This window comes from Frondihabitans cladoniiphilus (assembly GCF_039544345.1).
Taxonomy (GTDB): Bacteria; Actinomycetota; Actinomycetes; order Actinomycetales; family Microbacteriaceae; genus Frondihabitans; species Frondihabitans cladoniiphilus.
On sequence record NZ_BAABLM010000001.1, the window covers coordinates 556,489 to 581,608 of the forward strand.

The following is a 25,120-nucleotide window of genomic DNA, read 5'->3' on the forward strand; positions in this document are numbered from 1 at the left end:
ATGTCCGACCGGCCGACGCGCAGGAACCTCGACGGCTGGGTCGATCCCGAGCGGGTGGTCCATGCCCTCGGCGCCACGGGCGACGTGGTGTGGTTCGACCGTCCCGGCGGGCGCTCGCTCGTCGGCTGGGGGAGCGAGGTGCTCCGCGCGTCGGCACGGCAGGCGGGGAGCCTCGCCGCGGCCTGGGAGCGGGTCCGCGGCACGACGGGGCCGCGCGAGGCCGGAGCGCCACTCGACGAGCCGCTCGGCTGGTGGGGGCTCGTCGGCTACGGCGCGGGCGCGGACCTGCTCGAGCCCGGCGACGCGACCTGGGCCGGCCTGCTGGGCGACCCCGTGCATCCCGACCTCGCGCTTCTCGACGTCGATCGGGCTTTGGTCTTCGACGAAACGCTGGGAACGGTCGAGGCCGTGGTCCGGTCGAGCGCGCACGCCTGGCTCGACGACCTGCGAGAGACGTGGGATGCCCTCCGGCACTCGATCGCGTCGTCGCCGCCCTCCGTCCCCGAGCCCGTCCCGGCCGCCGCTCCCCGTCTTCGGGCCGAGTGGGCCGATACACGGGAGGCCTACCTCGACGCGATCCGCCGCTGCCAGGAGACCATCGCCCGCGGAGACGCGTGGGTGATGTGCCTGACCACGTCCGTCCGGGTGCGCGGGGTCGCCGAGCCCGACCTGGAGGTCTACGGCAGGTTGCGGCGCGCGACCGGCGCACCCCGTGCATCCTTCGCCCGGCTGGGTTCGATCTCCTACCTCGGCGCCTCGCCGGAGACGCTGCTCACAGTGGACGCCGACGGGCTCCTCGAGAGCGAGCCGATCAAGGGCACCCGGCCCCGATCGGTCGACGCCGCACTCGATGCCCGGATCGCAGCCGAGCTCGCCGCCGACGAGAAGGAGCGCGCCGAGAACCTGATGATCGTCGACCTCCTGCGCAACGATCTCAGCCGGGTCGCGGTGCCGGGCAGCATCGAGGTCGCCGAGCTCTTCGCGGTGCGCTCGTACACGCAGGTCCACCAGCTCGTCAGTCGGGTCCGAGCCCGACTCCGCGCGGGGCTGACCGGGGTGGACGCCGTCCAGGCGGTGTTCCCGCCCGGCTCCATGACCGGCGCGCCGAAAGAGGGGGTGGTGAGGATGCTCGGGCTCCTCGAATCCGAACCGCGCGGCTTCTACGCCGGCGCCGTCGGCCGCTTCGGATCGGACGGCACGGTCGACCTCGGCGTCGTCATCCGTTCCATCGTGCTCGACCGCACCACCGGCGTCGCGCGGGTCGGGGTCGGCGGCGGCATCACCCAGGGCTCGATCCCTTCGGCGGAGTGGGACGAGGTCCGGCTCAAGGCCGAAGTGCTGCTGACCGTGCTCGGGGCGGTCTGACGCTAATCTTGATGGTCGGGCCCTCGTGTCCTGGCGCTTTCCTGCGCGCCGACGGTCCAATCCCTCGAAGTGAAGTGAGTTCTCTGTGGCATCCGAGCACGACCAGACCCTGCCCGACGCTGTAGCGTCCGACGCGCCGCGGGTCGACACTGTGGCGTCCGACGCCGACGACGCCTCGCGCTACGACTTCGCGAAGCTCCAGGCGAAGTGGCAGAAGATCTGGGACGAGACGCAGCCCTTCACCATCTCCGACCCCACCGACAAGCGTCCGCGCAAGTACGTGATGGACATGTTCTCGTACCCCTCCGGCGACCTGCACATGGGGCACGCCGAGGCCTTCGCGTTCGGCGACATCGTGGCGCGCTACTGGTGGCAGCAGGGCTTCCAGGTGCTGCACCCGGTCGGCTGGGACAGCTTCGGCCTGCCCGCCGAGAACGCCGCCATCAAGCGCGGCACCGACCCGCGCGAGTGGACCTACGCGAACATCGACCAGCAGCGCGCCTCGATGAAGGCCTACGGCGTCGCCGTCGACTGGACGCGGGAGCTGCACACCTCCGACCCCGAGTACTACAAGTGGAACCAATGGCTGTTCCTCAAGATGTACGAGAAGGGCCTCGCCTACCGGAAAGACAGCTGGGTCAACTGGGACCCGGTGGACCAGACCGTCCTGGCCAACGAGCAGGTCCTGGCCGACGGCACGTCCGACCGGTCGGGCGCCGTGGTCGTCAAGAAGAAGCTCACGCAGTGGTACTTCAAGATCACCGACTACGCCGACCGGCTGCTCGACGACCTGAACCAGCTCGAGGGGTCGTGGCCGCCCAAGGTGCTCGCGATGCAGCGCAACTGGATCGGCCGCTCGACGGGGGCCGACGTGCACTTCACGGTGGAGGGCCGCACGGAGCGCGTCACCGTGTTCACGACGCGCCCCGACACCCTCTACGGCGTCACCTTCATGGTCGTCGCTCCCGAGTCCGACCTGGCCGCCGAGCTCGTCTCCGGTCAGGACGACGCGATGATCCGCGCCGGATTCCAGGACTACCTGACGCAGGTGCAGAAGAGCAGCGAGATCGAGCGGATGGCGACCGACCGCCCGAAGACCGGCGTCTTCCTCGGCCGCTACGCCGTCAACCCGCTGACGGGTGAGCGCCTGCCGATCTGGGCCGCCGACTACGTCCTCGCCGACTACGGCCACGGCGCCGTCATGGCCGTGCCCGCCCACGACCAGCGCGACCTCGACTTCGCCCGCAAGTTCGACCTGCCGGTGCGAGTCGTCGTCGACGTGAACGCCCCGGTGACGGGCCTCATCCCCACGCTGGAGATCGACGAGAACGGTCAGGCGATCCTGCCGGACGACCTGCCTCCGGTCGACCCGGCTGTGACCGGTGTCGCCCTGACCGGCGTCGGCCGCCTGATCAACTCGGGTCCGTTCGACGGGCTCAGCAAGTCGAACGCCATCAAGCGCGTCGTCGAGACCCTCGAGGGGGCCGACAACGGTCGCGCCGCCAAGACCTACCGCCTGCGCGACTGGTTGATCTCCCGCCAGCGCTACTGGGGCACGCCGATCCCGATCATCCACGGCGCCGATGGCGTCGAGATCCCGGTGCCCGAAGACCAGCTGCCGGTCGAGCTGCCGCCGACCGAGGGCCTCGACCTCAAGCCGAAGGGCTCCTCGCCGCTCGGCGCGGCCACCGACTGGGTGAACGTGCCGGACCCCCGCGACGGCTCTCCGGCCCTCCGCGACGCCGACACCATGGACACGTTCGTCGACAGCTCCTGGTACTACCTCCGCTACATGAACCCGAACGACGACACCCGCGCGTTCGATCCGGCCGAGGCGGACAAGTGGGCTCCGGTGGACCAGTACGTCGGCGGCGTCGAGCACGCGATCCTCCACCTGCTGTACGCGCGCTTCATCACGAAGGTGCTGTTCGACCTCGGCTACGTCAACTTCACCGAGCCCTTCAGCGCTCTGCTCAACCAGGGCATGGTGCTCTCGGGCGGATCCAAGATGTCCAAGAGCAAGGGCGGCGTCAACCTCGGCGACGAGCTGTCGTCGCACGGCGTCGATGCGATCCGCCTCACGATGGCGTTCGCCGGCCCGCCGGAGGACGACATCAACTGGGAGGACGTGTCCCCCGCGGGCGCCGCCAAGTTCCTCGCCCGCGCGTTCCGTCTTGCGAACGACGTCACCTCGACGCCCGATGCCGTGTGGGCCGACGGCGACGTGGCGCTGCGCCGCCAGACGCACCGTCTGCTCGCCGACGCCCCGAGCCTCGTCGAGGCCTTCAAGTTCAACAGCGTCGTCGCCCGGTTGATGGAGCTCGTCAACGCCATCCGCAAGGTCATCGACTCCGGCGCCGGCCCGGCCGACCCCGCCGTCCGCGAGGCCACCGAGACCGTCACGCTGGTGCTGTCCCTCTTCTCGCCGTACACGGCGTCGGAGATGTGGGAGCGCCTCGGCTACGACTCGAACGTCGCCACCTTCGGCTGGCGGAAGGCCGACCCGACGCTGCTCGTCGAGACGAGCGTCACGGCGATCGTGCAGGTCAACGGCAAGGTGAAGGACCGGTTCGAGGTGTCGCCGAAGATCACCTCCGACGAGCTCGAGGCCCTGGCCCGTGCATCCCACGCGGTCGCCAAGGCCGTCGGCGAGAAAGAGATCGTCAACGTCATCGTGCGGGCGCCCAAGCTCGTGAACATCGCGGTCCGCTAGCGCGCTTTCGGGGCACAACCGGGCGGGGGTGGGGGACAATCCCACCCCCACTTCGTGGCTAGACGGCCGGTCGCGGGTTGTGGCCGGCTCCGGACAGGCGTAGACAGGCGGTGGCGGACCTCACCAGTCCGTCTGCGGAGAATCGTCGATCAGGAGGCTGTTCCCGCGCGCCCGGAAGGTCCACCGTGAACGAACTCGTTTGCGCTCTCGCTCGCCCTCTCGTCCATTCCACCTTCGACTACCGCGCCAAGTCGTTCTGGAAGATCCCGCAGCCGGACGACGCCCCGCAGGCGCATGCGCCCGGGCCCGACCCCGACCGGGTGCTCGTCTTCGGCAACGGTCCGGCGGGAGGCTTCGGCGTCCGCAGCCACGACCTCGCTCTGCCCGGCCAGTTGTCGCGTGCGATCGCCGCCCGGACCGGCCGCGGGGCGACCGTGGACTTCCTCGGCAAGGCCAGCTCCTCGACCGCCGACGTGATCCCGTACCTCGACGACCATCCGCTCTGGCGCTACGACGCGGTCGTCGTGGTCATCGGCAACACGGACGCCATCCACCTCACGCCGCTGCCGCAGTACCGCGACTACGTCGAGAGGATCGTGGGCCGCCTGCTCGAAGCGACTCCTGCGACGACCCAGATCGTCCTCATGGAGATCCCTCCCGTCAGCGTGATCCCGACCTTCCACGGAGTGCTCGGCTTCTTCGGGGACCGGCACGCTCCCCAGCTCAACGCCATCGCCCGGGAGGTCGCGGCGACCTCCGACCGGGTCGCGTTCGCCCCGGTGTCGATGCAGGACTGCCAGAGCCGTCGTCACCGGACGGCGCAGGACTACCACGTCTGGGCGGCCGAGATCGCCGACCACCTCCTGCCCGGACTCCTCGCGTCCGGTAGCGTGCCGTCGACCGTGCGGGTGCTCGAGCACGACTTCCCGAGCGGCCGCTCCGAGGCCCGCATCGCTCACGAGGAGGATGCCCGGACCGCGCCGGCCCGTCTCCGTCGCTCGCAGGCCCAAGACGAGGAGGCGCGCCTCGGGGCCCTCCGAGAGCTCGGCGTGCTCGAGTTGGAGGCGCTGCCGTCGATCCAGCCGCTCGTCGACGGGGTCCGTGCGGCCTTCGGCACCACGTCTGCGGCCTTCACCCTCATCGACCGCGACTTCCAGGTGAACAAGGTGCGCAGCGGCTTCGACCAACTGCTGACGCCTCGAGCGACCTCCCTCTGCTCGATCGCGATCCAGGAGGAGGGCGCGATCGTCGTCTCCGACATCACGACCGACCCCGCCTTCGCCGGCGACGGCAGCGTCCGCTTCTATGCCGGGTATCCGGTCGAGAGCCCCTCCGGTTATCGCGTCGGCGCTCTGTGCATCTTCGACGGGGATGCACGGCCCTCCGCCACGGTCGACCCCGATCTCCTGGCGACCTACGCCCACGCCGTCGAGCGGGAACTCTGGGCGGCGGCGCTGCAGCAGGCCTGACCGGCTCCTTCCGTCCTGTTCTCCCCAGGCGGGGTCGCCGGGCTCGGAGTCCACCGGTCGGCGCCGGGGGACCGGATCAGCGGGACGGACTCCGTACCGTGCCTGCATGCCCTCCCTTCGTCGCACTGAGACGCCCTCGGTCCATCACGCCCTGCCCACGCTCCCGACCGACTTCCGCGAGCCCGGCTCGGCGCCGCGATGGCGCGTCGGCGTCGGCGCGGCTCTGGTCGCCGTGCTGGTGCTCATGATCGTCGGCGTCGCCGTGTCGGCGCTGGCCGGCGGGCGCGACTCCGGGTCGGTCGTCGATCCGCGCGGAGCCGGTGCCCTCTCGTCGGCGCCGATCGGCCGGTCGACGTCCGCCGCCGGCCAGTCCGATCCGGCTTCGAGCGGCTCCGAGGCCCCCGCTTCGGTGTTCGTCCACATTTTGGGGCGCGTCACCTACCCGGGGCTGTACGAGGTGCCTCCCGGGTCTCGGGCCGTCGATGTCGTGACCGCGGCGGGGGGTCTGACGGACGGGGCCGATCAGGCACGGATCAACCTGGCCCGACCCGTGAGCGACGGCGAGCAGATCGAGGTGCCGGCGGTGGGAGAGGCGTCGCTCGGCAGCGGCGGAGGCGCCGCCGGAGGGGCGGGAGCGGGTGCTGGCTCCGCCGGGGGCGCCGCCGCGGGGGGTGCCGCCGCTGCGGGGGGCCTCGTCGACCTGAACACGGCCGACGCGGCGGCGCTCGAGAGCCTGCCGGGCGTCGGTCCGTCGACGGCGCAGGCGATCCTCGACTGGCGGCAGGAGCACGGGCGGTTCGCAGCCCCCGAAGACCTCCTCGACGTCACAGGCATCGGCGACAAGAAGTTCGAGAAGCTGCGAGACCGGGTGCGGGCGTCGTGATCGACCTCCGGGCGTGCATCCCCGTCGCCCTGGGCTGGATCGTGCTCGTGGTGGTGCTGTCGGTGCCGGCGGGGGCCGCAGGCGTCGCCGGTGCAGCGATCGGTGTCGCCGTCGTGGCGGGCGGGGCAGCCGGCGTCCTGGCCCGCTCGGTCTCAGGGCGTCGGCGTCGCTGGGCCGAGCGCTGTGCGGTGCTCCTCCTCGCCGCGGCCTTCGTCGGTGCGGTCTGCGGTTCGGTGGCCGTGAAGGCCGCGGTCCGCTCGCCGCCCTCGCTGGTCGAAGCGGCCGAGGGCAGTGCTCCGGTCGTCCTCGACGGTTCCGTGACCGCGCGATCCGAACCCGAGACCGGGCGGGCGACGATGCGCGTCGACGAAGCGACGACGCGCATCGGCATGACCCGCGGCGAGGTCCCGGTGCTGTTGCTCGGCCTCCCCGCCGAGGCACCCGAGCTCGACGTGGGCGACCGCGTCGTCGTCCGAGCCCGGCTCACGGCCACCGCGGCGGGCGACTCGGTGGCGTTCCTCGCCCGAGCGACCGACGTGTCGGTCGTGTCACGCGCGTCGGGCGTCGTGGGGTGGGCCGACGCGCTGCGGGCGGGCTTCCGGTCGCGCGCCGGGGGTCTGCCCGGCGACGGCGGCGCCCTCCTGCCGGGCCTCGCCATCGGCGACACGTCCGCTGTCGACGAGTCACTGGAGGCGGCCATGAAGGGGGCCTCGCTGACGCATCTGACGGCGGTGTCGGGCGCGAACTGCGCTGTCGTGGTGGCGCTGGTCCTCGCGCTCGGGCTGCAGCTGCGCATCCCCCGTCTCGTCCGACTCGGCGCCGCGGCCGCGGTGCTGGCGCTCTTCGTCGTGCTGGTGACACCCGAGCCGAGCGTGCTGCGGGCCGCCGTCATGGCGCTCGTGGCCATCGTGCTGGTGGCTGCGGGTCGACCCGTGCGTCCGCTGCCGTTGCTCGCGGTCGCCGTGGGTGTGCTGCTGCTCGTCGACCCGTGGCTCGCGCGCGAGTACGGCTTCGCGCTCTCGGTGCTGGCCACGGCCGGGCTGGTGGTGCTGGCCGGTCCCCTCGCCCGCCTCTTCGCGCGCGTCGTGCCCGAGCCCGTGGCCGTGGCGCTGGCCGTTCCGTTCGCGGCTCAGCTCGCCTGCCAGCCGCTCCTCATCACGCTGAGTCCGAGCATCCCCGTGCACGGCCTCGCTGCCAACGTATTGGCGGAACCCGCCGCGCCCGTGGCGACCGTGCTGGGTCTTCTCGCGTGTCTCGTCGGCCCCGTCTGGCCCGGTGGCGCTGCGGTCGTCGCAGCGGCGGCCTGGGTGCCCGCGGCGTGGATCGGCGCTGTGGCACGGTTCTGCTCGAGTCTGCCCGGGCGAGCGCTGCCGTGGCCCGCCGAGGGGTGGAGCGTGGCGTTGCTCGCTCTGCTGGTACTCCTCGTGGCGGGGGTCGTCCTGACCACGCCGTACCGGCGGTCCCGTCGCGTCGCAGTGGTCGGGCTCCTGGTGGTCGCGGTGCCGACGGCGTCGGTGGTGACGGGCTCGGCCGTCGGTCGCACCCTGTCGTTTCCCGCCGACTGGTCGGTGATCCAGTGCTCCACCTTCCCTGTTGAATAGACGTGTTGCAGCCGCTCGTGTTGCAGCGGACTGGGTGGTGTTGTGATGGATATTGGGGCGGGATGGACAGTCCGATGGATTGGCAGGCTCGAGATTGGCGGCGAAGGCATGGCTGCCTCGATGGCCGGAGAGGTCATGGCGTTGGAAAATCGCCTGCGGGTGCGCGAGGGGCTGCCATTTATGATCGATCCCACGCTGATTGTCGATTCGACGATGAGCCAGTTTTTCGCATCACCTAGGTTTCGCAAGCTCGAGCCGTCGTCCATGCGGTCATACACGACCAGCTACCGGGTTTTCTTCAACTTTTTGTGGACGAGGGGCATGACGTGGCGGGACGCAGACGTAGATGCAATTGAAGATTACGAGGACTGGCGTCGCCGCGCCCCCCAGAACCCAAGCCACGTGGCCGGCACTACTTTCAAACGGGAGCTCGCGGCACTTGGGCTGCTTTATCATTGGGCGCAGTCGCGGGGTTTCGTGGCGGGTTCGCCCCTCCTGACCCGTGTCGTCCGGCTCCACGATGGTTCGGTTAGAGAGACGTATGAGGCTTCGCCGAAGAATACCCAACGGCGTGACGTCAAATGGCTGACTCCTCGAGCGTTCAAGCTGTGGTTGCGTGTCGGTCTTGAGGGGATGGGGGTCGACGCCGCCGAGGACCCGGCTTGGAGAGGCCGAAACTCGGACAGGAACGCGGGCTACGCCCAGCTACTTTTCGACAGCGGGCTGCGGCGCACCGAAGCAGCGTCGCTTCTTACGTTCGAGATTCCGGAAGCCGACAACGCACGACGTTACGTCTGGTCGAGAGTGGGTGCTGCAGCTACCAAGACGAAGCACGGGCGAGCATTTCCGGTTCAGTCTAAGACGGCCAAGATGTTGGAAACGTATCGGATTTCGCGGCGCGCCGGCGCGATCCGGAGAGCCCAAGCGGCCCACCGATACGACCGAGTTAGCGAAAAACTTGTGGTCGTCTCCCGAACTCTCGATTCGCTTACGTGGAAAGACGACGCAGGCAATGGGGCAACGTCGAAGATCGCGAATGTCCGAGTCGCCGAGCGCCTGCGCCTTTATGAGGAGGCTAATGGAAGCCTCGAACCGCTCTGGTTTTGGCTGTCGGAAGATGGTCTCCCCTTCTTGCCCGATTCATGGGAAAACGTCTTTCGGGCAGCTAATGTGCGCGTTGCTGCTACCGGGATGCCGAGCCCTCCATTCATGCGACCTCACATGGCGAGACACTCCTTTGCACTCATTCGCCTCGTCCATTTCATGGGCGTCTTCGACAAGCGGTTTCAGCTAGCGCCGGAGGACCGCGTGTATTTCCGCCAGCTTTACGGGGACGCATGGCTAGCCGTTCAGAGTCTCTTGGGGCACGCAAGCCCGGACGTGACGAGAGATATTTACCTCGCGCCGGTTCAGGAGATTCTTGGGAGGACGCTCATCGAGTACGACGAGGAGGACCTTCAAGGACTTGTCCACTCCCTGTTGTCACGGTCCCCGCGAGTATTGGACACGGTCGAGTGACGGGTTACGGCAAGAGGTCGACCCGGCCGCCGGAAGGGTGGACGAGGCCAAGGGTCTTGTCTGAGGGGCTGCGGGTCAAGCACGTCGCTGAAGGTGACGGTGGCAGCAAAACCTATGACTTCAGTTCTCTTCCGCTGCACCGCGATTTGCAAACTCAACTAGCGCTCATTATGGCGGACAGGGTGCGGCCGACCGGCGTTTGGCGGCGGCTGCCGAGCAGCACTCAGCCATGGCAAGCTATTCAAGCCCTGGCAGTATTCATGGCTTCTCTTGACCAACCGCCGACATCTGTGAGTGAGATCACTGCCGACATGTGGCGGTCTTGGCGTCATAGCCGCACTGACAGCACTGGCGGACGGCGATATGTCCGCATCACGGCAAGTTACCTTCTCGGGCACCCGCACGTGACGAATGGCCTTCAGAAGGAACTTTCCAGGCGCGTCGCAAGGGACAAACCGGACGAGCCTTCATATTCCGAGGACGAAATGAAAGTGCGGCGTGACCACGCAACGCGGATTTTTAGGAAAGCGGAGGAGCGAATCTGCGGAAGCGTCGAACACCTGGCCTTGTTCAGAGCAGGCCACTTTGCGGTTGGGTCCGATGACTACCTTGTCGGTGAAGCACTCGAATCCGTCATGGCGAGTGGCGAAGTTCCCCACTACCGCGCGAAGCGAGGCAACCGGTATGTCAAGAGCAAGTACCGCGGGCCCCTGGGCAATAGGTCCGGCGTGGAGGGGTGGAATCGACTGTTTCTGACCTCGACCGAGCGCATCGCCGCGGTCTTCCTTCTTATGAACGAAAACGGATGGAATTGGTCCTCGGTAGTGGCCTTGAATCTTCCAACGAGTGTGTCGGCAGGAGAAGGGTCGGTAATGCACCTAGTAAAACTACGAAAGCCGAAACGGGGCGGAAGGGACTCTTACGAGGACAGATCGCTCGACGATTTTGGGCCTGGTTCACCTGGGCGCCTTCTGTCGCGAATCATGACCGTCACGGAGCCGGCCCGGGACTTCGCAAAGACGGCAGGGGTACCTACTAATCGCCTTTTTGTCTCTCGGACAAGCGCCCTTCGGGAGGGCAGCAACCTCAGCGAGTTTGTTCGAATTGGAGTTGACGAAGGCGATTTGGTGGCCTGGAAAAATAGCGGGGCCCCGAGTATCAACTGGCGTCGAGTTAGGAAAACGGTCAACACTAGGTACCTCAGACGCCCGAATCAGAACACGCAGAACACTCACGACTCGCAGTACGCGCTCGGTGACCCTAATCTCCACGTCGAGATGGAGCGGGTCATCGCGGCGGGCCTCGCCAAGGCTCTCGACCACGCAAAAGCAACGATCCGGGCCGCGGTCGATTTGGACGGCCGGCCCGACCTGCCCTCGACACCGACCGCTCATTGTGGAGAGGGCACCCTCAAGAGCCCTTTTGCTGCTCTCGGCGAGCCGTGCCTCGTTTCTTTCCTGCTTTGTCTTGCGTGTCCGCTCGCTGTCGTGACCACTTCCCACATTCCATTTCTCGCCTACCTGCACGAGTGCCTTGGCGCTCTGAGAACGTCGATGCTGACCGAATCATGGAACCGTCGATGGCGAGACTCCTTCGAAAGATTGGACGACCTCCGCGAAAACTACGTCTACGAACCTTCATGGAGGCTGGCTCTCCAGAAGGTGACGGCAGATGAACGAACGACGGCCGTGCTGTTGATTCAAGGCCAGATAGCCGCATGAACGCCCTATCGGTCGCCTTCGACGAACGAATCGAACCGGGGGACTTCGAGCCAATCGCTCCAGAATCGATGCGGGTCTCCGTGGGTGACTCGCGCATTGCCCTCTATGGCGACGACGCCTGGAACTTGGCTTTTCTCACTGACAACCCATCGTCGCCAGCGGCATCGATCTACTGGAAGACCTTCTCGGTGCAACATCGACCAGCTATGAGGCTTGCGGCCTGGACTCTGATCAATGTGCCCATCCCCTCAGAGATTCTTCGACTCCATGGGCCCTCGATGCGCCCTCGTCTGAGCGCATTCCGTATTTACCAAACGGTCCTGATTTGGAATTCCTTCGCACGGTGGCTCGATTCAGAGGGCCTTTTGCTCAGACAAGTCACGACCGATCAGTTCGCCGAGTACACGCGGTACCTAGCAGCACAGCGACGACTGGCTCGGAACACAGTCATTCACCACGTCACGGCCCTCACAAGGCTCTGGATTGCAGGTCAAGTTTTCCCAGGACGCCTTTTTGAAGTCGCTCCCCCCTGGGTCACTGGCGACGCAGAGGACTACCTGCCCAAAGGCGTCGGTGCTGGCGAGAATGTGCGCGAGCCCATCCAAGCGGCTGTCATCGGTCCGTTGCTGCATTGGGCTCTCCTTGTACTGGACTGCGCTCCAAGCATCCTTCACCTTACTGAGCAGGAGGAGTGCATCCGGATTCATGCCCGCGAAGCGCGAACCTTAAGTTTGGAAGAGGAGCGCACGCGGCTCAAGGCATACTTCGCGGATCTCCAGTCGCGCGGCGCGCCTCTCCCCGCCACCCGTCGCGAAGCTGCTTGGAGCGTCGATGCATCTTTCATCGCGCAGAAAGCCGGCGTTTGGGTAGAGAGCGTCATGAGGTGGAGGAGGCGACAGGATGTATCTGCTTACTTCGAAGAGCACGCTGCTCCCGCACACTATGACGGCGGGGTCACCGATTCTAAGGGCGCTATTTTGGCTGCCGGAGTTGCTCGAAATGAGCTGGCAACTTGGAAGATTCGGCTCGAGACTGCGTGTCTAATCGTCATCCTCTACCTGACCGGCATGCGCCCCGGCGAAGTGCTTGCCCTACGACGCAACTCACTTTTCACCTCAACGCATGCTGAAGCAGGGTGGAAGCTAATTCACTCGGTCACGTTCAAGACCGCTCATGACGACGAGGGCATTCACGATTCTCGCGGTCAACTTCGCGAGGCGCCCTGGGTCGCCATAGAACCGGTTGTCACAGCTATACGAACGATGGAAAGCCTGAGCAAGGTCGACCTGCTATTTCCAAGTCCACAATTCGTAAAGTACAAGGCAAAGTCATTGAGCCTGAACACTCTGATAGACCGTATCGCCGTGTTTGTCTCTTGGGCTCGAGAGCGAGGTGAGGATGTCGGACCTGCTGTTCCCGAAGATGTCCACGGGAACGTAACGCCAAGCCGCCTAAGGCGGACGCTCGCTTGGCATATTGCAAACCAGCCTGAAGGCATAGTGGCTCTGGCCATCCAGTACGGGCATTTGCGGACGGCAATTGCTGCAGGATATGCAAGTCGGGCCCGAGACGGCATTCAATCTGTCGTCGATTTCGAGACAGCTCAGGCCATCGCTTCTAGCCTTAGCGACGTTGGGGACGGGCGTCCGACGGGAACGGAAGGAGTTAGTGGTGCATCTGCACGGCAATTCCTTCACGCAGTTATGGAACAAAGCAAGAAGTTCGGTGGCTCTGTTGCCACCATTCGGCAAGCGCGGGAACTCCTACAGAATCCCAGACTGAACGTCTTCGCCAACAAACAATCCAAGATCTTTTGCAACTATGTGCGCGAGCGAGCCCTGTGCCATACGGATTCAATTCCCGAGCCGAGCAATCCCCAACTCGACCATTGCGTCCCAACCTGCACAAATATCAGCCTGACGGACACGCTGGCTAATGAGCGAACTCGAGAGGCAGACCGCCTCGACCGAGATGTCGCTCTCGGCGTAAGTCCCACTCCCATTCTTAACCGCCAACGCGCCCGGTCAGAACAGCTCCGACTCGAAGCGGCTCGACACTTCGCTAACCGCATTACAGTTGAGGATGTCCTCCATGACAACGGATGAACGTGCTCTAATCCGTGCAGCTATGCAGCGTCTGCTCGAGGGCATACCGTTGCGTTCGGACGGGGCACTAACAGTCGTGGGTCTCGTCGCTGAGGCCGGGAGCCCAGTCAAGCGTCACCACCTGACGCACAAGCACACCGACCTTAGGGACGAGTTTAACGCGCGCGTACGCGCCAAGGGCTTTGTTCCGGAAAGCGAAACCAAGCTCCGAGCTGAGAAGCGTGATTTAGAAGCGAAGCTTGAGGCGAGCGAAAACACGCGCAGTGATCTGCAAGACCAGGTCGAGGTCCTTCTGCGTTACAACAATGCGCTGAGCATTGAACGCGACCAACTAATCAAGACCATCGAAGGGGGGCTGGGAGGCAACATCACTCACATCAAACGCCCTCGACGGACGTGAGTCGCGGTGCCATCGAGCTTCGAATCCGCACCTCTGGCACACCTGCTCCACCGCCCCCGCAGCGCAAACGCAACCAGATGTCGCCGCCGCTCCTCGCCAGCCGGAATACCCGAGTGGCTGGTGTGTTCTGCGAACAGTGAGGTGTCAAGCCCTTTTCTCACTGCTAAGCCAATCAGATCTACAACGCGCGCTCCTCTCTGGTGCTTCATCTCCTCCGGCTCCGGCATACCTCGAACAGCAGTCACGTCGGCTTCCTCGTCGGTCATTAGTGGCTATGTCAAGGTACGTGGGACCCACCTGGGCAATCTAAGCGGGACCCACTTGCGACCTTCGCGAACGCTCGTGAGCTAGGAGAATCCTCGGCTAGCTGGAGCTGACGTCTTCCTCGAGGTGTCGGTAGATGGTGCCGCGCGAGACGCCGAAGGTGTCGGCGATCTGCTGCACCGTGTAGGTCTTCTCGTCGTACATCGCTCGGGCCTGCTTGGCCTTCGTGGCGGTCATCTTGGAGCGCCCGCCGCCTTTGCGGCCGCGCGCTCGGGCTGCAGCTAAACCGTCCTTGGTGCGTTCGACGATGAGGTCGTGCTCGAACTCCGCGATGGCCGCGAGCATGTGGAAGAAGAGGCGCCCGCCGGGGGTGGTCGTGTCGATGCCCTGCGATAGCGCTCTAAGCCCAACGCCGCGGCGTTCGAGTCCGTCGGCGATCTCTTTCAGGTTCCGGACGGAGCGGCCGAGCCGGTCAAGTTTCGTGACGACGAGGGTGTCACCTTTGCGGAGGTAATCGAGCGCGTCGTCGAGGGCTGGCCGTTTCGCGAGGACCCCGGAGGCGTGCTCAACGAACACCTTCTCGCAGGCGGCCGCCTCAAGAGCATCGGTTTGGGCGTCGAGGTTCTGCTCCTGGGTGGAAACGCGCGCGTAGCCAACGGATGCCATGGCAGAACTGTACCTCTGACGTGCCTGGCGGCACATAGATCTCGGACACGGTCCATAGAACAAGACGCGCCGGCTCTGGGTGTGGAGTTTGCCGCTCTTTGGCGGTGTTCTGTGATCGCTTCGTGTCGCTAGTTGCCGATGACGAGGATGCTGGCGGCGGCTTCGATGACGTCGTCGGTGATGGTGTCGAGCTGGTTGATCTTGAGCACGCGATTGATCTGAGGAAAGAGCCTCTCGAGGAGGCGAAAGTTGCCGCGGGTGATTCGTTCGATTGCCGCGATGGCTTGCGCGTCGGTGAAGTCGTCAGGGTCGAGAGTTCTGCCGAGGCGCTTCCAGTGGCGGTCGAGGACGAAGAGGAGTTCCTCGCGGCCCAATGCGCGGTACTGGTGTGAGAAGCCAAGGCGGCTGTAGAGCTGGGGGTAGTGGCGGAAGCGTTCGTCGATGCCGGGCATGCCGATCAGGATCATCGCGAGGTGGGTGCGGTCGTGCTGGTCCCGGAGCAGCTCGAGGGCGGTGGGCGTGAGCCGTTCGGCTTCGTCAATGATCAGCAGCTCGACGAACCGAGTCACGTCGTGCTGCTTCTCCGCGGCAGCTTCTGGGCTGATGGAGCGGAGGTGCTCGTCTGCGCAGATTCCGACCTTGATCTGCCAGTGCATGATTTCTTTCATCAGCGTTTTGGGAGTGCAGAGCACCTCTGGTGTGTAGAAGACGGTGCGGGATCGGTTCGCGAGGGCGTAGTGCGGAGCGTCTTGCTCGCCTCGCGGGCCCCACTCGTTGATGTAGGCCTCGAGGGCATCCCAGTTCGCATAGCGGCGCGCGGAGTTGGTCTTCCCGACGCCGGCGGCGCCGTGACAGATCCCGATGGTCTTCTCTTTCCGGACGGCGTTGGCGAACTCGATGAAGCGCCGGTGTTCTTTGGTGACGATGAAGGCTTGGTTCATCACTCGTCCTCTTCGTAGGTTCGCAGCCGTGGCCGCCGCTTCGTGGGTTGTGGCGTGCGAGGTTCCTCGCGGGTGGCCACGGTCGGGATCCGATCGTTGATGGCCCGCCGCAGCTGCTTGCGGCGGGCGCGGCGAGCGGTTTCGATGTCGCGGAGGCTGAGGCGAAGGTTGGGGTGGGCCTCGTCGATGGCGGTGCAGATGAAGGTGTCTCGGTCGTAGACGCGGATCTCGGAGATGTCGCGGGGGTCGTACCGGATCGTGATCCTGTGACCGACGAACGGGGCGAGGGTTGTGGCGAGGTAGCGCTGGCCTTGGAAGTGGATCCCATCGCGTTGAACGACCCGCTTCTTCGGAACAGTAAGGAGGAGCCCGTCGAGCTCTTGAAGACTGTCGGGCATCCGCGGAAGCCACCCGTCCGCGACCCACGCGTCTCGCGGTGAGATCCCCAACTCGCTGTGGGTCCGGTCGTTGTAGGTACCGATGAATTCGCTGATCGCGCGGTCGAGGCCGGCGAGGTCCAGGACCGGCGTTGGTGTGCGGCTGCCGGGTCCAAGGTGGCCAGGGAGCGTGGTCAGGAGCTCGGTGTTGATGGTTCCGAAGAACCGTTCGATCTTCCCTCGGCCTTGGGGTCGCCCGACAGTCGAGTGAATAATCCTGATGTGCAGAGCGACGGCAGTCTGCTCGAGATGGTGGCTGACGAAGTCCGAGCCGTGGTCCACGTGCAGGATGTCGGGGATGCCGCACATCGCCCACGCCGGGTCGGTCTTCCGCCAGATCGCCTGTCGGAAAGCCAAGGCGGTGTTGATCGCTGAGGGTGCGCCGGTGAAGACCATGTATCCGCAAATGGCACGGGAGTAGTCGTCCATGACCGTGGTGAGCCAAGGCCGGTCGGGTTTCCCGTCGGCGCCGACGATGAGGATGTCGAGTTCGGTGTGGTCGGACTGCCACGTCTGGTTGGGGCGTTCCGCGCGGCGCCGGAATACCAGCTCGTGCTTGTCCCGATACGAGACCGGTCCCTCAAGTGCCAGGGTGACCAGGGCCGGATCGAGTGCCTGGACGATCTGCCGCACAGTCGCATAACTGGGCGCAGGCACCTGTTTTGCTTGAGCGTCGCCGATAGCGAGACGGTGCAGCGTGGCGATGCTCGGTCGTGGCCGCGTGAGCGCCAGCCGTTCGATGAAGGCGACCGTCTCCGGTGATGTCCGGCGGACACCCTTATCGGTTCGGTCATGAGGTTCGAGAGACGAGATGCCGCCTACCCGGTAGAGCTGGTTCCAGCGCTGAAGGGTTCGGGCGGAGATCCCGGTCTCTCGTGCGAGGGCGGCGAGGGGGATCTGGTCTTCGACATGCAGCCGAAGAACACGCCACCGCTCGGCCGCGTTCATGAGTCACTTACACGGTGGTGCTCTCCCGGGCCGCGAGGGCCTGCTGGTGGCGGTAGAGGGTGGCCCGGCTCCAGCCGACGAGTTTCGCGGCGTCCTCCGCCGTCCGGCCCTTGGCCCTTGCCTCGGTGACGAGCTTCAGTTTGTCGGCGACGACGACGGGATCGGACAGGGGCCGGCCGAACTTGGTGCCGCCTTGCCGGGCAGCCGTGATCCCGGCGTTCACTCGTTCTGTGATCAGCTCGCGTTCGTACTCGGCCAGCGTGGCAAGCATGTTCAGCATCAGCCGGCCCGACGTCGTCGACGGGTCGATACCGTCCGAGATGCTCTGCACCTGCACGTCCCGCTCTCGCAGGAGCTTCACCGTGTTCAACACATCGATCAGGGACCGTCCGAGGCGATCGACCCGCCAGACGACGACCGTGTCGCCGGGCTTGGCGTAGTCGAGGAGCTTCTTCATCCCGGGACGCGAGATCGCGGTCCGACTGCCCGAGGTGACGTCAGCGAAAATGTCCCGCTCCTGCACGCCCGATTTGACCAGGGCGTCGACCTGCAACTTCGCGTCTTGGCTTCTCGTACTGACCCGTGTGTACCCGAGATGTCTCACCGGGCCATTCTGCCTTGATAACTCCTAGAACAGGCGACAGAAAGGCACTTTTCGGTAAGACATGTTTCCAAGACAAAGGGGCTCCCGGAAATCCGCCACTTCCCAGGGAAGCTCGGAGCAGGTTTCGCGTGCCTCGGAAAGCTTTAGTTTTTCGAGACGGTGAGTTCATAGGGCGATGCACGCCGCCCGGCGAACGATTCATCAGTTACGCGGTGACGCGTGGTGCTACGAGGAGGGTGCCGCGGATGACGCTGCCGTGGAAGGTGCGGATTGCGACAGTGATCCAAGCCGCAAGGAGTCCTGCGTAGTAAACGCAAGCGAGGACCTGCAGGGCGACGAGTCCGGTGTGCAGGGCAAGGCCCGAGAGGCCGGTCACACAGGTCCCGACGGGGAAGGTGAATGACCACCAGGTAAGGGAGAACGGGAGTTTCTCGCGGGCGGTGCGGATCGTGATCATCAGGGCCAGCGCGGTCCACATGAGGGCGAAGCCGAGGACGGGGATGCCGTAGATCAGCCCGAAAGTCAGGAGCATGTTGGCCAGGGCGGGTGGGACGACGAGGTGGGCGTTGCCGCCGAGGAGGTTGACGGCGGTGATCGACTGACCGAGGGGGCCGAGGACGATCCAGAGCGTGGGGACCATGGCGGCTGCGCCGATCTTGTGCTGAGTCAACCGGGCCCAGATGAGGGTGATGACAATCAGCGAGGCGACGAGTGCGAGGCCGAACATGGCGTAGCAGGACCAGAAAAGCGTCTCGCGGGCTTGGCCGGCCGGGGTGTAGGGCAGTAGCAGTGCGCCGGTGGAGGCGGAGACCATCGGCGGGACAATTGGCATGAGCCAGCCGCCGAACGCACTGTCGGGTTTCGTGTCGTGGCGGGTGAAGGTCAGGAACGGGATGCTGATCGCGGTGACGAGACCCATCGCTGTACCAAGAGACCACAAGACCCAGTCCACACCGATCGCGGCGGGCAGCCCGATGACGTCCTTGCCGAGAAGGAGAGTGCCGGCGCCGACCGTGAGGAACGCCATCGCGGGAGCCCCGTAAAAGTGAGAGATGACCGGGTTCAGGTGGTGCTTTTTTGCGGTCTCCCGGTAGAGGACCCAGTGCAGGACGGTCGCAACGGTCAAGGCGACGAGGACGATGCTCGCGATCGCCCAGACGACAGTGCCGAAAACCCGCAGGCCCGGGAACTGCATGGGCAGGCTCGCGGCGGCGTTGGCGACGATGCCGGTGCCCATGATGGAGGCGAACCAGTTCGGGGTGAGGTTCGACACGATCTCGTGGGGGTGTTCGAGCTCCCGGAAAAGGCGGCGCGCGTTCTTCTGAGGCGCGGGTGCGGCCGGTCGGCTGGCGGTGGTGGTCATGACACAAGCGTGCTCTCCGGCTCCGCAGGGCGCTACGACTGTATCCCTGTCAGGTGACAAGCAGTCCTTGTCGATCACTCGCGGAGAACAGTGAAGAACACTTCTGCTGCGGCAGGTAGCAGTGTCCCGGTGCGCCAGAGCGCGGTGAATGGCCGCGACAGGGTTAGGCCTTCCACGGGAACATGGCGGAGGGTGCCGCGGGTGATGTCGTCCTGCACCGTGGTGGTGCTGAGAACCGCCGGTCCGATCCCGCTGGCGACAGCCCCGCGGATGGCGCTGGTAGTGGCCAGCACCGCGGCCGGCTCGTGGAGGACGAGCCTGGGCTGGGTCTCGGCAAGGGCGAGTTCGAGGGTTCGCCGTGTGCCGGATCCGGTCTCCCGCGTGATCAGCGCTTCACCGGCGAGTTCCGCCACAGTCACGACTCCCTTCCGGCGGGCCCAGGGGTGCGTGGGGGCGACGACGATGACGAGCTCGTCGATGCGGATTGTGGCGGAGGCCAGATCTGCCGGGATCTCCGGTGTCTCGATGAGGCCAACCAGTGCCGTCCCGTCGCGGACTTGCTCGATGACGAAGTCGCTGTTACCCGAGGTCAGCCGGAGTTGCGCGTCGCCGCCAGACCGGTGCCGGAATGCGCTTATCCATCCGGGGATGAACTCTTCAGAGATCGTCTGACTGGCCGCGACCGTGAGGACGTCGCTGGCCTTGGGGCGGAGGGTCTGCACGGAGAGTGCGAGCTGATGCGCGGCCGCCAGGTACTCGCTTGACCACTCGGCTATCAACTGTCCTTGCGCGGTCAGGGTGGACCCGTTCCTGGTCCGATTAACGAGGGAGTAGCCGAGAGCCGCCTCGGCGGCGTGGATCCGGGAGGACACGGCCTGCTGCGACATCCCCACCTCCGTAGCCGCACGCCGGAACGTTCCAGTGTCAGCAATGGCGTGGAGTATTCGCAGAGTCACAAGATCGGGGACATCTTCGCGCACTGAAATCTCCCTTGTAGGCGGCGACTGACAAGCGGAGCTTGTTGTTCGTTTACGTGTGGAGCGTATCGAGGCGCCGACTTAGAGGGCGGCGGCGTGCCGAAGCGCGATGACGGCACGGAGGTGCTTCTCGGTGTACCGGGTGGCGTTGGCTGGCGACGGGTGAGGCGCTGCGAGGACAGGCACGATGCGGGCGTCGTTGTTGAGGGTGAAGTGCCGCATTACTCCGGTCAACGCGGGCGTGCCAAAAGTCACAATCGCCCGAATCTCTGTCATTACGTCGAGAAGCTGGCCTAGGGCCGGCCGCGCCTCCTCCAAATCGCTGACCGTGGGAGAACGACGAAGAGCCCACGGGACCACGTTCCAGCGCAGGTACTGTTCGCGGGCAAGGCCCGACTCGATGCGGGCTGCGCGAAATGCTGTGGCCGTGGGACCGGGGTTGTCCTCGCTGCTGATCGCGGTCGTGCCTTGAGCGATGGTCGCTGGGCCGGGAGATTCCATCAGCACCAACACTGTGGATCGGTCGCCGCCGGAACGGGGATCAAACCCGGGAACGAACCGCTCCGGCCCGAAGCCGGGATGCCGCCACGGATCTAAGAGCTCGTTCAAACCCTGAAGAGGCGAAGCTGTCATTCCGCGGAGATCCGCGGCGGGGGCGAATCGATGCTCACGCACACGAACTTACTCACCCCCTGCCTGCCGGGTCAGCATGCCGCGGCGGAAATAGATTCCGAATAAAGCTGGTGGTCGCGCTTGCCCGGGGTGCATACTGACAACGTATTACGACCCGGCAGTGGGGCTTGCCGGACCCAACCTCGACACTCGTCGACAACAGTCCCTATCTCAGCTAGATGCGCTTTGTAGCGCCTGAGGTAGGGAAACGTCATGACTAGAGACATCGAAACCGGCCAGATCGTCGTCGGGCTGGAACCCGGTCGAATTCGCGAAACATTCACGGTCGCGGCGACACTGGCGCACCGCCTGGGTACCGGCTTGGTGTGTGTGACGGTCGATCCGTCGCTCGTGAGCGGCGGTCTGCGTGCGGATGGGTCAGAGATGATCGACCCCGTCGACCCCGACGCGGCCGACACCCGTCCGAGGACTCTCGATGAGAAGGATGCGGTCGACATCAGGGCGATCGCGGCCCAGCACGATGTCGCGGTAGAGATCGTGTCGGCGGTCGGTGATCCGGCACGGGCGCTCGCCCGCGTGGCTGAGGAGCACGGCGCCCTGATGATCGTCGTTGGTGCGCGCGCTGGCACGCACCGGGTTGCGGAATTCTTCACAGGTTCCGTCGCCGCCCGCCTCACGCACCAGCAGCACCGCCCGGTCCTCGTCGTACCGGTGGAACCGGTCGGGTTCGACAACCCGTTGCCGTGGACGGCGTCATGACTGGGCACCTGATCTTGCTGCGGCACGGGCAGAGCACCGCGAACGCCGCCGGGATATTCACCGGTCTGCTCGATGTCCCCCTGACCGCGGTCGGAGAAGCGCAAGCGACCCAGGCAGGAATCGCCCTCCGCGACGCCGGGGTGCGCCCTGATCTCGTGCTGACATCCACCCTTGGGCGAGCTGTCCATACCGTGGACCTCGTGACCGATGCCCTCGGGTTGGACGTTCTTGTCGAGCAGCTCTGGCAGCTGGGCGAACGCAACTACGGTGCCCTGACGGGGATGACGAAAACAAGGGCCCGCACAGAACTCGGCGACGCACGGTTCCAGTCGCTGCGCCGCTCCCTCCACGGCCGACCACCCGCCATGCCGCTGAGCTTGTGGTTCTCCCTGCGGATGAGTCCTGCTTTGCGCAGGGCTTCGTTGAAGGCGGTCGGGCGCACAGAATCCTTGTCCGACGTGGTGACCCGGATCCGCCCGGTCCTTTACGCACGCATCATGCCCACCGTTCTTGAAGGGCGGACGGTGCTGGTGGTCGCGCACGGGAATTCCCTTCGCGCCCTTTGTCTGCTCCTGGATGCCCTAACCGAAGCCGAGGTCGAAGCGTTGAACCTTCCGACGGGGCAGCCGCTCCTGTACCGGCTCGAGGCTGGCCGGGGCTTTGTGCCGCGCGGAGGCGACTACCTGGACCCGTCCGCGCGAGCAGCCGCGGCCCGCGTCGCGGCGGAAGGCGGCACCTAATGCCCGAAACGGAGACGTCTTTGACCCAGAACTCTCTTCCCGTCGATCCTGACATCGACGTCGATGACCCGAGGCGCAGAAACCGTCCCGTGCATTTGCACTGGCGGTACCTCGGCATCGTCGCCCTCGGCGGTGCCCTCGGGACGGCCGCCCGGGATGCGATCAGCACGGCGCTGCCGGCGCAGAACGGGGTCAGTTGGTCGATCTTCTGGATCAACATCACCGGCGCCCTCCTTCTCGGGGTGCTGTTGGAGTCCCTCGCCCGCCGGGGTCCGGACGAGGGGCGGCGCCGGATCCTGCGACTGCTTCTGGGAACCGGGGTCCTCGGCGGCTTCACCACCTACAGCACCCTCGCCACCTCCACCGCCGCCTTGTTCCTTGCCCACCGGAACCTCACTGGAACCGGATACGCACTCCTCACCGTCCTCGCCGGGGCGGTCGCCACCGGGGCAGGTATCGCCATTGCCTCCCGGCTCCACTCCCGAAAGGACGCCGCATGAACGCGCTGGCCTTTCTTGCTGTCGCCGTCGGCGGTGGGCTGGGAGCCGCCCTCAGGCTTCTGGTCGACGGCAGCATCAATACCGGCCGTGAGTACCGTCTCCCGGTCGGAACCCTGACCATCAACATCACCGGGTCCCTAATGCTTGGACTGATCACCGGCCTTTCCGCCCACCTCGGTGCACTTCCCGTCGCAATCCTCGGCACCGGGGTGATGGGTGGTTACACCACCTTTTCCACGGCCAGCTTCGAAACGGTGCGCCTCGCCCGGAACGGCCGGATCAACGCCGCCGCCCTCAACGGGCTCGGGATGCTCGTCATTTCCGTAGCCGCCTCGGCTACCGGTATCGCCCTCGGCGCCCTCGCCTGAACTCCCCTGAAAGGAACGACCATGAACGACTACGTCAGCAACGTGCACCACCACAGCCACCGACAAGGCGACTACGTCACCCACACCATCCACCCCGTCACGATCGAGGCCATCCGCGGTAGCCGGATCCTCGACTCGCGCGGCTTCCCCACCATCAGGGTCCATCTCGAACTCGGCGACGGCACCATCGTCACCGGCGACGCCCCCGCCGGCGCCTCGACCGGAGCCCATGAAGCTCATGAACTCCGCGACGGCGGCACCACCTATTCCGGCCGCGACGTCTCCCAGGCCCTCCACCTGCTCGAGACAGACGTCGCTCCGATGCTTACCGGGCAGTCGTGGTTGAGCATCGCGCAGGTCGACGCAGCCCTCGCCCACCTCGACGGCACCCTCGGTTACTCCCGCCTCGGCGCCAACAGTGTCGTCGCCACCTCGATCGCCGCAGCACGCGCCTTCGCTTCCGCTGCCGATCTTCCCCTTTGGCGGTGGATCGCCGACGTCACCGGTAGCAGCCCGCGCCTCCCGGTGCCGCACTTCAACGTCCTCAACGGCGGTGCCCACGCCGCCAATGCCCTCGACTTCCAGGAATTCATGATCGCCCCGGTCGCGGCATCGAGCATGACCGACGCCGTCCGAATCGGCACCGACGTTTACCACGCCCTTGCCAGCATCGTCCGGGACCGGTACAAGACCCTTGGCCTTGGCGACGAAGGGGGCTTCGCGCCACCAATCTCCACCCCGGAAGAAGCCCTCGACATGCTCGTCGAAGCCATTCAGGCGGCGGGCTATGAGCCTGGCACCGACACGGTCGCGGTGGCGCTGGACCCGGCCGCGAACGAGTTCTTCCACGGCGACGGCACCTACAAGATCGCCGACCGAACCCTAGACCGAACCGAAATGGTTTCTTACTACCAGGACCTCACAAAGTCCTACCCGATCAGGAGCATCGAAGACGGGTTCTCCGAAGACGACCACGACGGCTGGAAAGCCCTCTTCGGCGCTGTCGGGGACCGCGTTCAGCTCGTCGGAGATGATCTCTACGTCACCGACCCGGCACGCATCCGCGCCGGAGGTAAAGACGGCCTCACCAACGCGGCATTGATCAAACCGAACCAGATCGGCACGGTGTCGCGAACATTCGACGCGATCCTGGCCGCCCGCGAAACAGGGATGGCAAGCATGGTGTCGCACCGCTCTGGGGAGACCATCGACACGTTCATCGCCGACCTCGTCGTCGGGACCGGAACCGGGCAAATCAAATCCGGCGCCCCCGCACGAGGTGAACGCGTCGCCAAGTACAACCGGCTCACCGAGATCGAAGACACCAACAAGGCCCTGCCTTACGGCCTGATCTGAACCCAGACCAAGAGACCTAGACGTTCCGGGCGGTGAGCGTGTCAACGACCCGGTCCGGCACACGTGCAGCGTGTGCAGCAACCAGCCCGCGTTCCTTAGTCCGCGGGCTGGGCCGGCGGGCACCGCCGCTTCCACAAAAGGCGGTACCCGTTTTGCCCAGGTGTGAACGCCAATGGGCGCTCGTCACACGCCAAATAGTAATCACGGAAGACCGCCAATTAACGATCAACTCCACAGGCTCTGGGATCAAGCGGCTCCAGTGTGTCGTGGACGGTTGTCTATTGCACACCGGTAGACGGAGCTCTCCTTAACGATGGAGGGGTGCGATTTTTGAGTTAGTCGCTCTTGCGAGCGGCTTTCGCCCGGCGCATGCGAGCGACGCGGCGTGCAGCCTTGTCGTTCAGCACCGGCCACGCGGTTCGGATGGCGGTCGCGATGATGCCGGTCGCGACGGCGAATCCGATTGCGTAGCCCGCGGCAGCGGGGATCTCAATCGACAGCTGGAGCATGGAACCTCCACCGTTGATGCTGCCGACCCGAACGGGTCGACTCACGGACCTCGCGGCGTGCGGGTCCGAGGCTGATGGTTCTCGCGGGCGAGAACGACGAGGCGCCGGCGGTCCGGTGGCCTCGGAGTGGATGTGCTGACCGAGGGCGCGGGAAAGCGTCCGGTTTCGGGCACAAAAAAACCGACCCAAGGGCCGGCTAGTTTTTTACGCGCTAAAAGCGCAAGGTCAGTGTGACACGAATCCGGACAAACCTGCAAGAGGCGGCCTCTAGGCCGCGTGA

Annotated in this window: 22 protein-coding genes and 1 pseudogene; 14 read left to right on the forward strand and 9 right to left on the reverse strand. The window is 65.6% G+C overall.

Annotation, left to right across the window (positions count from 1 at the left end):
- The 9 genes from ABEA39_RS02590 (at position 1) to ABEA39_RS02630 (ending at position 13,775) form a co-directional block, all read left to right on the forward strand.
- Positions 1-1,365 (forward strand): anthranilate synthase component I family protein, encoded by a 1,365-nt coding sequence (locus ABEA39_RS02590; protein WP_345372885.1) that lies wholly within the window; start codon positions 1-3, stop codon positions 1,363-1,365.
- 151 nt (positions 1,366-1,516) lie between these two features.
- Positions 1,517-4,078 carry a leucine--tRNA ligase gene (leuS, locus tag ABEA39_RS02595; RefSeq protein WP_345373918.1) on the forward strand — a complete coding sequence of 854 codons (2,562 nt, stop codon included), beginning with the start codon at positions 1,517-1,519 and terminating at the stop codon, positions 4,076-4,078.
- A gap of 185 nt (positions 4,079-4,263) precedes the next feature.
- Entirely contained in the window at positions 4,264-5,547 is a 1,284-nt protein-coding gene (locus ABEA39_RS02600) for an SGNH/GDSL hydrolase family protein (RefSeq protein WP_345372887.1), read from the forward strand.
- Between the two features lie 106 nt (positions 5,548-5,653).
- Positions 5,654-6,430 carry a ComEA family DNA-binding protein gene (locus tag ABEA39_RS02605; protein WP_345372890.1) on the forward strand — a complete coding sequence of 259 codons (777 nt, stop codon included), beginning with the start codon at positions 5,654-5,656 and terminating at the stop codon, positions 6,428-6,430.
- Complete coding sequence (locus ABEA39_RS02610) at positions 6,427-8,031, forward strand: ComEC/Rec2 family competence protein (RefSeq protein WP_345372894.1); 1,605 nt, start codon at positions 6,427-6,429, stop codon at positions 8,029-8,031. Before ABEA39_RS02605 ends, ABEA39_RS02610 begins: the two co-directional genes overlap by 4 nt.
- Positions 8,032-8,211: 180 nt before the next feature.
- Complete coding sequence (locus ABEA39_RS02615) at positions 8,212-9,549, forward strand: site-specific integrase (RefSeq protein WP_345372897.1); 1,338 nt, start codon at positions 8,212-8,214, stop codon at positions 9,547-9,549.
- A gap of 404 nt (positions 9,550-9,953) precedes the next feature.
- A complete protein-coding gene (locus ABEA39_RS02620; protein WP_345372901.1) occupies positions 9,954-11,270 on the forward strand; it encodes a hypothetical protein in 1,317 nt (438 codons plus the stop codon).
- Positions 11,267-13,375, forward strand: coding sequence for a hypothetical protein (locus tag ABEA39_RS02625; RefSeq protein WP_345372904.1), 2,109 nt, complete (start codon positions 11,267-11,269; stop codon positions 13,373-13,375). The genes ABEA39_RS02620 and ABEA39_RS02625 overlap by 4 nt, the downstream gene beginning before the upstream one ends.
- Positions 13,362-13,775 (forward strand): hypothetical protein, encoded by a 414-nt coding sequence (locus tag ABEA39_RS02630; protein ID WP_345372907.1) that lies wholly within the window; start codon positions 13,362-13,364, stop codon positions 13,773-13,775. Before ABEA39_RS02625 ends, ABEA39_RS02630 begins: the two co-directional genes overlap by 14 nt.
- Before the next feature lie 363 nt (positions 13,776-14,138).
- Here ABEA39_RS02630 and ABEA39_RS02635 read toward each other — a convergent pair whose 3' ends face one another.
- From ABEA39_RS02635 to ABEA39_RS02665, 8 genes and pseudogenes are all read right to left on the reverse strand, one after another.
- A complete protein-coding gene (locus ABEA39_RS02635; protein WP_345372911.1) occupies positions 14,139-14,705 on the reverse strand; it encodes a recombinase family protein in 567 nt (188 codons plus the stop codon).
- Between the two features lie 128 nt (positions 14,706-14,833).
- Positions 14,834-15,646, reverse strand: coding sequence for an AAA family ATPase (locus tag ABEA39_RS02640; protein ID WP_345372913.1), 813 nt, complete (start codon positions 15,644-15,646; stop codon positions 14,834-14,836).
- Positions 15,646-16,740, reverse strand: coding sequence for a Mu transposase C-terminal domain-containing protein (locus ABEA39_RS02645; protein WP_425556916.1), 1,095 nt, complete (start codon positions 16,738-16,740; stop codon positions 15,646-15,648). The genes ABEA39_RS02640 and ABEA39_RS02645 overlap by 1 nt, the downstream gene beginning before the upstream one ends.
- 141 nt (positions 16,741-16,881) lie before the next feature.
- Positions 16,882-17,031: pseudogene (locus ABEA39_RS18795) on the reverse strand (helix-turn-helix domain-containing protein); the annotation flags it as partial.
- A 7-nt stretch (positions 17,032-17,038) separates the two neighbouring features.
- Positions 17,039-17,635: a recombinase family protein gene (locus tag ABEA39_RS02650; RefSeq protein WP_345372917.1), complete on the reverse strand. Its 597-nt coding sequence runs from the start codon at positions 17,633-17,635 to the stop codon at positions 17,039-17,041.
- 205 nt (positions 17,636-17,840) lie between these two features.
- Positions 17,841-18,998 carry a TDT family transporter gene (locus ABEA39_RS02655; protein WP_345372919.1) on the reverse strand — a complete coding sequence of 386 codons (1,158 nt, stop codon included), beginning with the start codon at positions 18,996-18,998 and terminating at the stop codon, positions 17,841-17,843.
- Positions 18,999-19,072: 74 nt separating this feature from the next.
- A complete protein-coding gene (locus ABEA39_RS02660; protein ID WP_345372921.1) occupies positions 19,073-19,978 on the reverse strand; it encodes a LysR family transcriptional regulator in 906 nt (301 codons plus the stop codon).
- 78 nt (positions 19,979-20,056) lie between these two features.
- Positions 20,057-20,608 (reverse strand): uracil-DNA glycosylase family protein, encoded by a 552-nt coding sequence (locus ABEA39_RS02665; protein ID WP_345372923.1) that lies wholly within the window; start codon positions 20,606-20,608, stop codon positions 20,057-20,059.
- Positions 20,609-20,860: 252 nt separating this feature from the next.
- Here ABEA39_RS02665 and ABEA39_RS02670 point away from each other — a divergent pair, with 252 nt between their 5' ends.
- From ABEA39_RS02670 to eno, 5 genes are all read left to right on the forward strand, one after another.
- Complete coding sequence (locus ABEA39_RS02670) at positions 20,861-21,367, forward strand: universal stress protein (RefSeq protein ID WP_345372925.1); 507 nt, start codon at positions 20,861-20,863, stop codon at positions 21,365-21,367.
- The gene (locus tag ABEA39_RS02675; RefSeq protein WP_345372927.1) at positions 21,364-22,107 is read left to right on the forward strand and encodes a 2,3-bisphosphoglycerate-dependent phosphoglycerate mutase; all 744 of its coding nucleotides are present in this window, start codon (positions 21,364-21,366) and stop codon (positions 22,105-22,107) included. The genes ABEA39_RS02670 and ABEA39_RS02675 overlap by 4 nt, the downstream gene beginning before the upstream one ends.
- Positions 22,108-22,196: 89 nt before the next feature.
- Positions 22,197-22,607: a fluoride efflux transporter FluC gene (locus tag ABEA39_RS02680; protein ID WP_345372929.1), complete on the forward strand. Its 411-nt coding sequence runs from the start codon at positions 22,197-22,199 to the stop codon at positions 22,605-22,607.
- Positions 22,604-22,975, forward strand: coding sequence for a fluoride efflux transporter CrcB (crcB, locus tag ABEA39_RS02685; protein ID WP_345372931.1), 372 nt, complete (start codon positions 22,604-22,606; stop codon positions 22,973-22,975). The genes ABEA39_RS02680 and crcB overlap by 4 nt, the downstream gene beginning before the upstream one ends.
- Positions 22,976-22,996: 21 nt before the next feature.
- A complete protein-coding gene (gene eno / locus ABEA39_RS02690; protein ID WP_345372934.1) occupies positions 22,997-24,331 on the forward strand; it encodes a phosphopyruvate hydratase in 1,335 nt (444 codons plus the stop codon).
- A 335-nt stretch (positions 24,332-24,666) separates the two neighbouring features.
- On the opposite strand, the gene ABEA39_RS02695 is transcribed toward eno, so the two are convergent.
- Positions 24,667-24,840, reverse strand: coding sequence for a hypothetical protein (locus ABEA39_RS02695; RefSeq protein ID WP_345372936.1), 174 nt, complete (start codon positions 24,838-24,840; stop codon positions 24,667-24,669).
- Positions 24,841-25,120 lie beyond the last annotated feature (280 nt).